At 56.7% G+C, this 9,165-nt stretch carries 7 protein-coding genes and 1 pseudogene; 2 read left to right on the forward strand and 6 right to left on the reverse strand.

The genetic code is table 11. The annotated features are described in order from the left end of the window. On the forward strand, positions 1 to 158 hold a 158-nt coding region (locus CHB75_RS19050; RefSeq protein WP_141135057.1), incomplete at its 5' end, for a transposase domain-containing protein. Between the two features lie 37 nt (positions 159 to 195). On the opposite strand, the pseudogene CHB75_RS19055 reads toward CHB75_RS19050, so the two are convergent. The 6 genes and pseudogenes from CHB75_RS19055 to CHB75_RS19080 form a co-directional block, all read right to left on the reverse strand. Further along, a pseudogene (locus tag CHB75_RS19055) lies at positions 196 to 413 on the reverse strand (transposase); the annotation flags it as partial. Positions 414 to 535: 122 nt separating this feature from the next. After that, on the reverse strand, positions 536 to 1,264 hold the full coding sequence (locus CHB75_RS19060) for a SapC family protein (protein ID WP_089273443.1): 729 nt from the start codon (positions 1,262 to 1,264) through the stop codon (positions 536 to 538). A 120-nt stretch (positions 1,265 to 1,384) separates the two neighbouring features. Then, on the reverse strand, positions 1,385 to 2,293 hold the full coding sequence (locus tag CHB75_RS19065; protein WP_245841071.1) for an efflux RND transporter periplasmic adaptor subunit: 909 nt from the start codon (positions 2,291 to 2,293) through the stop codon (positions 1,385 to 1,387). Then, a complete protein-coding gene (locus tag CHB75_RS19070) occupies positions 2,229 to 4,232 on the reverse strand; it encodes a preprotein translocase subunit SecA (RefSeq protein ID WP_089273447.1) in 2,004 nt (667 codons plus the stop codon). Before CHB75_RS19070 ends, CHB75_RS19065 begins: the two co-directional genes overlap by 65 nt. Next, a complete protein-coding gene (locus CHB75_RS19075; RefSeq protein WP_089273449.1) occupies positions 4,225 to 6,372 on the reverse strand; it encodes a PqqD family peptide modification chaperone in 2,148 nt (715 codons plus the stop codon). Before CHB75_RS19075 ends, CHB75_RS19070 begins: the two co-directional genes overlap by 8 nt. Before the next feature lie 3 nt (positions 6,373 to 6,375). Beyond that, on the reverse strand, positions 6,376 to 8,094 hold the full coding sequence (locus tag CHB75_RS19080) for an efflux RND transporter periplasmic adaptor subunit (protein ID WP_176439209.1): 1,719 nt from the start codon (positions 8,092 to 8,094) through the stop codon (positions 6,376 to 6,378). 391 nt (positions 8,095 to 8,485) lie between these two features. Here CHB75_RS19080 and CHB75_RS19085 point away from each other — a divergent pair, with 391 nt between their 5' ends. Further along, positions 8,486 to 9,157 (forward strand): TIGR02466 family protein, encoded by a 672-nt coding sequence (locus CHB75_RS19085; RefSeq protein WP_089273453.1) that lies wholly within the window; start codon positions 8,486 to 8,488, stop codon positions 9,155 to 9,157. The last annotated feature ends 8 nt before the right edge of the window (positions 9,158 to 9,165 follow it).

The following is a 9,165-nucleotide window of genomic DNA, read 5'->3' on the forward strand; positions in this document are numbered from 1 at the left end:
GCGCCGCGACATGGGCGCGTGTCGCCTCGCTGATAGGCACATGTCGCCTGAACGCCGTAAACCCCGAAGCCTATGTCGCCGCCACACTCCGAAAGATCCTCGATCAGCACATGCAGACTGACATCGACACTCTCATGCCATGGAACTTCGGCAAGTAGTAAAACCACAGTGCCATGGGTGATGGACTGCCGCTTACGTCTGTCGCAACGGGAGCTTAAAAAGAACCTTAACCGAAAGGCAGAACTGGATGGCGGCATCGGAGAAGACGGGTGGACGGCCGGGCGGCCTTCATGCGGTGCCAGCCAAGCCATGTCTTGGTCCACCAAGATCAACATCGAGCCGCGCCTGCGCAGCGCCGCGTTGTAGCTGGACCAGTTCGTCGTGCGGTAGCGGGCGGGAGGTGGCTTGCTCATAAAGACCCTCTAACCGCATAGATTCACGTTGTGAATCGTCCATAGTCAGAGTTGCGCAACAATGCCGTGTCAATGCAGTAACGGACATGCGATCTGGGTAACGAGATCGCATGTCCGCTTTTTTAGTCTGCTTTGCTTTCGACGCGTTCAGCCAGTGGCTGAAGGTTATTCAGCGATTGGAGATGAACGAACAAAAGTTCCAATTCGTCAGTCTTGAGCATCTTTTCAAGTGTCTCCGCTTCAAGCATTTTAAGCTTTTCGCGGTTCACAGCAGAGAACCCGTTCAGGCGTCCGCTGTCGCCCGATGGCGTGCGATACTGCGCTTGCATCGGCTCAAGCAAGTCGAGGTCCACCAGCCGTTTGCAGAGGGCCTGTGTTCTGACGAACTGCGCCTGATAATCTTTGGTGAAGTCCAGTACACCCTCAAGGTACTTGGTACGCTCACCGCGACTGTCGAACAAACGCTCGCCTTCGTTATTGGAGTTCACGCCCTCATATTCGGTATCGATGCACAGGGTGAACGATTTATTGTCTTCACCCTGCGCAAACACGAATGGATAGCGACGGATGAAGGCCGGCACGTAGCGACCATTCCAGCTTTTATCGTTATCGACATACAGGTTTTCAGAATCCTGAAGCCCAAGAATCACAACCGGAAAGACAGAGTCGCCTTCGCCGGCAAAAACGATAGCACAATCGCTCGCTGCGGGGCGGAACTCGGCGGCCACGATCGGTACAGAGTTTACCGTATCGGCAAAGCCGTAGGTTCCATCAGTTCTGATACTGAAATCGCGATGCGCTTCACTCGAAAGCGGTACAGCGCTCTTGTAGAATAACAGTTGATTGGCCACTAATTTGTCTCCTTAAGATATTGTAATTGGTAGGACTTTATTAGTGGGATACAAGGTTTAATTTCTGCCGGAAGGCTCTTTTGTTGCCATAACGCAATGGTGGCTTTGGCTATTGCCGTTTCATTCGAAATTAAATCCGCCTGATCCAGGCTCTACCTCGTTGATATTCAAAGTGACCTTACACCTTTGGCCGGCTGGAAGCACCACATCCGGGTTTGGCAATTCTAACCTCACGCCAAACGTGTTTGATGTTGCATCGAAAACACTGTCAACGACCACAACTTCGGCGGGGAGATGGGTGTCGGGAGGTTGACGCAAGGCCACCTCACCAATCTGCCCAAGCGCCAATTGATCAAAATATTCGGTCGGCAAAAACACTTCGACATAGAGCGGATCAAGATCCGCCAGCTGCACGATCCACGCCTCCTGAGTGACGAACTCTCCCGGCGACAACCTGCGCGCTGCCACAACACCACTGATCGGACTCTTGATAGTCCGGCGGGCCAATGTGGCCTTCGCGCGCCCCAGTTCCATGACGGCGAGGTCTTTCTGTACCTTCAGTCGTTCCAATTCGGCACGGCCGACCTCGAGCTCGGCAGCGGCCTCATCAAATGCTTCGCGGGTGGTCGCACCACGTTCCAACAATTTTTCGGCGCGCGTCATCCGGTGCTGGGCCAATTTCAAACGGACGCGTTGTGCCTCGATGCTGGTCTCATCCCCTGCCCGCCTACTATTAACCGCGACAGTCGCGGTTTCAAGCTCGGCCTCCAACCTTGCGAGAACCTGTCCCTTGGCTACAGGATCACCCCTTGCGACGATCACTTCGCTAAGGATACCGGTCACAGGGCTTCCTATTGCGATGATGCGGTTGGGCTGCACGACGCAGTCAAACTTGACCCCGGCGACAGCAGGCAGCGCGGCCCCCAGAAGCACGCAGACCACCGAAGAAAAGATACGCGTCCGTTTAATCCGGTTCACCGCTAAATGACATAGCATCGCTAAGGACCTCATCTTGTTTATGAAGATCACGCCGCATCTGCATATGAAGCGTTTCGGCCCGCGCTTGCGCCCGATGAAAGGCGTATCGAGCGAGCCACGAACGTAGTGGCCAAATCCAACGGGCGGTGCGTGAAAGCCATGTGGCATCGTATTGAGCGAGTAGCGGATCGTCCAGCGCCAGAAACGGCTGAAACTGACCGGGATCACCCTGACGCCCGGCACGCCCGGCCAGCTGACGGTCGATACGGGTGCTGTCATGGGGCTCGGACATGATTACATGCAACCCGCCTGTTGCGCGGCTTTCTGGATCAAGGCCGATGTCCGCCCCTCGCCCGGCCATGTTCGTGGCAATCGTGACCTGCCCGGCAAGTCCTGCCCGGCTGATAACCTCCGCTTCTTCGGCAAAATGCTCTGCCGAGAGCACGTTATGCCTGAGTTCAGCCGCGCCAAGCGCATCACTTGCGCGCTTGCTGGCGGCAACAGTACGTGTTCCGATCAGTACGGGGACGGATTTATTGTTCAGGCGCTTCGCTTCGGCAGCGATGGCGGACCATTTCTCACTGTCGGCGACAAATATCCGCGCCGGTTTGATCTTTCGCTTTACTTTGCGGTTGCTCGGGATCGTGGCAACCGCGACGCCGTAGGTCCGCCACAATTCCGGCGCGACCTCACGAATTGTCCCCGACATGCCCGCGATCCTGTCATATCGCCGAAAGAACCGCTGATAGGTCGTGCGCGCCAGAGTGATGCGACCTTTGGACGGCTCAAGCCCCTCTTTCTGTTCTATCATCTGATGCAGGCCATCAACCCAGAAACGATCAGACATCACGCGCCCGGTGTATTCATCGATAATTTCGACCTTCCCATCGCGGACAAGATACTGTTCGTCGCGCAAGAACAGATGTCGCGCGCTCAGCGCCTTGACGACAAGTTCCTCTCTTGCGGCGCGGTTGGCCAACAGGCCGTCGACTTTCGCCGCATCGAGCCTTTTCCTACCCGATGCTGTCAATTCGATACGCCGTTCCTTGCCGATGATTCTAAAATCGTGGTGTGCCAGCCGCCAAGTCAGTTGCTCTGCCTTGCGCAGGATTTCGGGATCAAATAGCGCTGGACCTTCGCCAGAGAGGATCAGCGGTGTTCGCGCCTCGTCGATTAGTATACTGTCGGCCTCGTCGATCAGAGCAAATGCAAGCCCGCGCATCATGCCTCCGATGGCACCGGATTTTTGCCTATTATCTCCGTAGATCGCCCGCACTCGACGTGTCAAATGTCCGTTTCCCGCCGAAGGATCGATACGATCCTTCAGGAAATCAAACGCGAGCTCCTTGTTGGTGCAATATGTCACGTCAGCGGAGTACGCGCGTTTGCGATCTTCAGGCGACATGCCTTCAGCAACCAGACCGACTGTCAGACCTAGGCCTTCATAGACCGGTGTCATCTGCTCGGCGTCACGCGCAGCAAGATAGTCATTGACTGTAACCACATGCACCGGACGGCCCGCAAGCGCCATCGCGCCCGCGGCCAATGTGGCAGTCAGGGTCTTGCCCTCGCCAGTCTGCATCTCGACCATTTGTCCACGCATCATCACGTAGCCACCGCGGAGTTGCACCGGATAATGTCGCATTCCCAGCTTGCGAAACGCGACCTCGCGCACCAGCGCGAATAGGGGTGCCGCATGGCGAAGTGCGGCAGGATCCGCACCCCGCGCTTCGTAACCCGCGACGCGCGCACATTCGATAATCTCTTCGTCGCTAATGCTCTCGAATGCCTTGCCTGCGCGGGTGACTGCGGGCACGATAGAGCGGCTGCGTACCCCACGAGTGCGTGTCCAGCCGGCCAGCACGCCGGCTTTCAACGCCACAACACCCTTGTCGAAAAAATCCGACCGCGAAAGCTCTGCTTCGTGGCCGAACCAGGCTTGCCGCGCGATCTGATCTGCGTCCGAATGATTGGCTGGCGCGTCAGACATCAAACTTGCTTAGAAAGAGCTGCCGCAGATTGCGTACTATTCGAAGAAAGAGAGGCTCTGCCCCGTGATCGAAGCGGACAAAGACCCGCTGCCCAACCTTCATATCAATGGTAGAGAGCGGTACGCTGAGGTCGAATTGAAAGAGCGGTTCCAGCGCTGTCTGCGCATTTCCAGACGTCGGATCAATTACGATCCGCCCGCCGCCTTCGGTGCCAAGCGCAACCGACGCAAGCCGCCGGGTCGCCTGGGGTATCTGCCGAACTAATTCCGCGCCGATCAGCTCGCCGCGTTTATCAGCGAGCATGATTTCCACTTTGTTCAATCGGTGCCGCACCAAATCCGAACTGCCTTGCGGCACCATTGAGCGCACGACCAGATCACCGGGCGCAATCACGTACCCAACCAACGTCCCACGCTCAACGAAGCTGTTCAGCAACCCCACTGCATCGGGAACGACCAGCCGCCCTGATCGCGCAACGGTCAGGGTCAATCCCGCAATCTGGTCGTCGACCCGGGCAAGGGTCGCATCGGCTTGTTCAAGTTGCTGACGCAAGATGCCTTCGCTTGCACGGTCCAAGGCTATCTCTCGCTCCAGTTTCAGCCAGATTTCAGCGCGCTGCGCCAAGATCAGGTCGCGCCGCGCAGTCAGCTCACGATTTGCCAAAACCATAATCTGAGCGCCCTTCACCACCTCACCGCTCTGGGTATAGTTCTCGAGGAATCCCTCAGTGCTCGTTCGCAAAACGGCCGATTCCGGTACGTCAATCACGCCTTCGACCATCGTCGCATAAGGCAGGGGAAGTGCCAAAAACCCGGCCAGCGCCACGAAGGCAACAGTGCCACTGACCAGCATTGCACGGGCACGGTTGCTGCGCAGCTCGGGAGCCTCAATCAACCACCACAGGCCCTTGATGACCGGAAAGACAAGCGCGCTCAAGACAGCCCATATCGCCAACCCGACCCCGATGAAAAAGAGCTTTCCCGCGATGAAAAGCGCGATCCCGATCATGATAGACAATCGGTAAAGGAAGGCCGCGACCGCATAGAACAAAAACCATCCCTGCTCGCCTCGCGCCGTTACAGGAGAAGATAGGTCACGCATTCCAAAGAGATATTTTTTAATTACGTAGAAGACATACGCATTGGCGCGGTTCCCCAGATTGGGAATTTCGACCAAATCCGACAGGACGTAATAGCCATCGAACCGGAGCAGCGGATTACCGTTGAACAACAGGGTCGACACGCTGCCGATCAGGATTGTATTGAAAGCCGCAGCGCGGATCAGACCCGGTTCTGCCTCGGCCCAGACGAAGATCGCAATCGCCGCGATAAAAATCTCGACCAGAATGCCGGCTCCGCCGACAACGGCGCGTGACCATTTGCTTTGGAAGCCGCTGGAGGCAGATGCATCCACATACGGCACCGGGATGAGGACCAGAAACATTAACCCCATCTCGCGGACCTCGCCGCCCCACCTTTTGATCGCGTAGCCGTGTCCGAATTCATGCAGCGCCTTGATGAACGGGTAAACCAGCGCCATCAAAATCAGGTTTTCAGCCAGAAAAACCCGGTCTGAAAAACCAGAGCTCAGTTCTGGCCAATTGAGTACCGCGACTGCCAGCCCGCCGATCACGACAGCAAGCCACACCACCGCGCCGAACACCGTAAAGAGGGGCCGGATTAACGGCATCGTCGCGTCCAAAAAGCGGTCCGGATCCCATAGTGGCAAGCGTAGCGCCAGCGGGTTCTTCAAGCGCGCCATCAACGCTTTGCTCTCACGGCTGTCTGCGCGATGCGTCAACTCCTCGATATCCGGGGTCATGTCTCCCGATAGCAGGTCCGCCTGATGCAGATGCGCCAACATACGAATGGTTTCATCCTGCGTGGGCGGATCATCTACTTCACCGATCCACGCGTTTGCGGCGTTCCAAATTTGGTCCATGGTCCGCCGCCCATCCATCAGCCCGATCATCCGGTTGGCAGCAGGCGCAAGACGGTGATACCGCCCGGTCTGATCGTCTTGGACAACGAACCATGTGCCACCACGATAGCGCTGGCGATAGATGCGGGCATGACTGCGCAGACGGGGGCGCAGTTTGGCTACTTTAAACCAGTTTTGGCTGAAAACCGCCCCACCCATACCCTAGCCGAACCATAACCAGAATGTGAGGCGCGCCCAATCGACCAACTCACGGGTCCAGATGCGAACGACCAGACGCTCGTCCACGTCGACCTTGGCAATCCCGTGCATCCCAGGCCGCAAAGCGGGTGCGGCGACGTCGAAGCCTGCCTCTACACGGAACGTGTTGCGGCCCTCAGCAGCCTGCGCGACGGGCGTGATCTTGGTCACGACAAGCGGAAATTCTGTGTTGGGCAGCGCAGTGACTACCAGATCACCGGATTGCCCTATCGAAATTTCACTAATACGGCTTTCGTCAACGCTCATTACGATGCGGTAGTCATCCACAGGAGCCACTTCGAACAGAACAGTGCCGCGAGAGACCGATCCACCAATGTTCTGGCTCTGATCACCTGCCACGATGATCCCGTCGAAAGGGGCTATCAATTGTGCGCGCTCCAGCCGGGCGTCTATCAAACTGATCTGGGCCTCCGCCTGCGCGATCTGTACGCGAAAAATCTCGGTCTCGGCTCGGTCTTGTTCCCCAATGGCGCGGCCGAGTTCCAGCCGTTTTTGACGTCGTTCCGTCACCCAGCGCAGCCGTTCCAACACCAGATCACGATCATCGAGTGCGGCTATTGCGTCGCCTTCCGCCACCCTGTCGCCTGCACGCGCCGTCGCCTCGCGCAGGAACCCGTCGAAGGGCGCGACAAGGCTGCGTTGCACGGCCCCCTCGACCAATGCGTCAGACGCGATACGGTACGGACGCGACCAGGTCGAAAAGATGAACACAAGCCCGATCAGGCATGCAATCGCCAACTTTCGTAATGCGTAACCCGGCCCGAAAAGCCGCACAAACTGCCGCCCGACTGTGTCAAAAACTTTAAATATCAGCCATTTATCGTTCTGTTTCTTGTCCCACAGCACTGGCCCCACCAAGCTCGTGGTAAAGTCCAGAAACCCCACTTCTTCAGGGGTGAACGGCAAGTCTTCGCTGCGCTGAAACGTGATCGCGCCAAGATAAATTTCGCCAACCATAAAAGGTACTGTCAGCACGGCGCTGCGCCCCTCTTCTCCGGCCAGTTCCTTTTGTGCACGGGTCGCGTTTATCTCGTGTTCTGGTGGCGGATATTTAAGCGCGGCACGTTGGTCAATCGCTTCATCCATCGCCGCCGCCACCCGTCGGTTCAGGCCCATCTGCTTGCGGAATTCGGCAGAGTGCGACACTGCCGCAAGCCGCACATATCCGCGCTGACGAAAACCCAACGAAACACGATCTGCGCTTGCCGCCTGTGCCAATCGGGTCATTGTGCCGATTGCTGCGCGGCGTGCCTCATGATCCTCGATCATCGCGGCAAAAATCTCGTGTGCCCGGAACATCATCTGCTTGTGCTGGTCGCTGCGTTGCCGCGCGTCACGCGCCAATCCTTCGCGCAACCACGCCGTCCCCCAGGCAAGCGCGCGTGCGGCATTGCGCAATCGCTGGGGGCCTGCATCAGGAATTCGCAGAACCGCTGTTGCGACCACGATGGCATCGTCGTCTACCACCGGATGTCCGATCATCGCAGTCTGCGGCGCGTCTTTGGGCCGTGACAAAGCGACCTGGCCATTCTCGAATACCTGTGATGCGATCTGGTCCAAGCTTTGGCCCAGATCGTCACCCGAACGGGCAATTGTCCGAGCCTGGCCGACACGAGCATTTAGGTCCAGAAGATACACTGCACCACTATCGGCGCCAGCCATTCGCAACTGCAACGTCAGCCAATGGGGCGCCAAAGCCTCGAGCGATCCGGCACCAGGCAGAGCGGCCCATGCGGCATCTACCGCACGTGAAGATCTCGCTGGCCCAAGAAGGCTTGATGACTTGCTGCTGCGCTGGATCTGTGACGTCATCCTCTATTAATCCAGTCCGCGACTGATGCAGCGCGCTACGTTATTGATGTCACCGTCTGCACCCGGCGTTGCCAGAAAGCGTTTCAACTCCAAAACAAAGAAATCGTCGAAATCGAAAATGCCGCCACCGACCATATCCTTCTAATAATTTTGATTACAAAACAGTTCAAGCTTGTTCCATGCTTGCATACAAGTTAGGCTCAACCAACAGCTAAAGTGATAAATTCCTTAGGAAATTGCCATGACTGATAGCGGTTTCGGAAATGATCCGGCGACGTCCACCCCGGTGTTTCGAGAGGTGTATTTCCCAACATTGATCTACTATCAGGACATACCTGAATTTGGTGATCTAAATCAGCAACTACTGAATGCGGTCCGCATGGAACGTGATATGGACAGCGAAGGTTTAGCGCGATCGAATGAACCGCGATTAGGCGGTTGGCACAGCAAAAATGAACTGCACCGCAATCCTGCTTTTGCCGCTCTGACCGATAAGATCATGGCGTTTTCGAGAGAGGTGTCCAAGACGCAAGGCTACGATCCCGCGTGGCCGCTGGCCATCGATAACATGTGGTCGATCGTCAATCCGCGAGGCAGTCACAACAAAACGCATATCCATCCCAACAGCTTGTGGAGCGGGGTCTACTACATACAGACACCACCGGGCGCCGGGCGGATTTGCTTTACCGATCCGCGCACACAACATTTGATGCAGGCCCAGAGATACGATCCGAATACAGCGCGTACCTCGGATAATTGGGCTGAAGTATTCTTTGAACCGACACCAGGACGCATCCTGCTTTTTCCCAGTTGGCTGTATCACAGCGTCGAAACAAACCTGACAGATGCGACCGGCGATGCCAGCGATCGCGTGATCATCAGTTTCAACATGTATCAAAGCCGCGGATTGTAGCCCCAACA

It is taken from the genome of Puniceibacterium sediminis, assembly GCF_900188035.1.
GTDB classification, from domain to species: domain Bacteria; phylum Pseudomonadota; class Alphaproteobacteria; order Rhodobacterales; family Rhodobacteraceae; genus Puniceibacterium; species Puniceibacterium sediminis.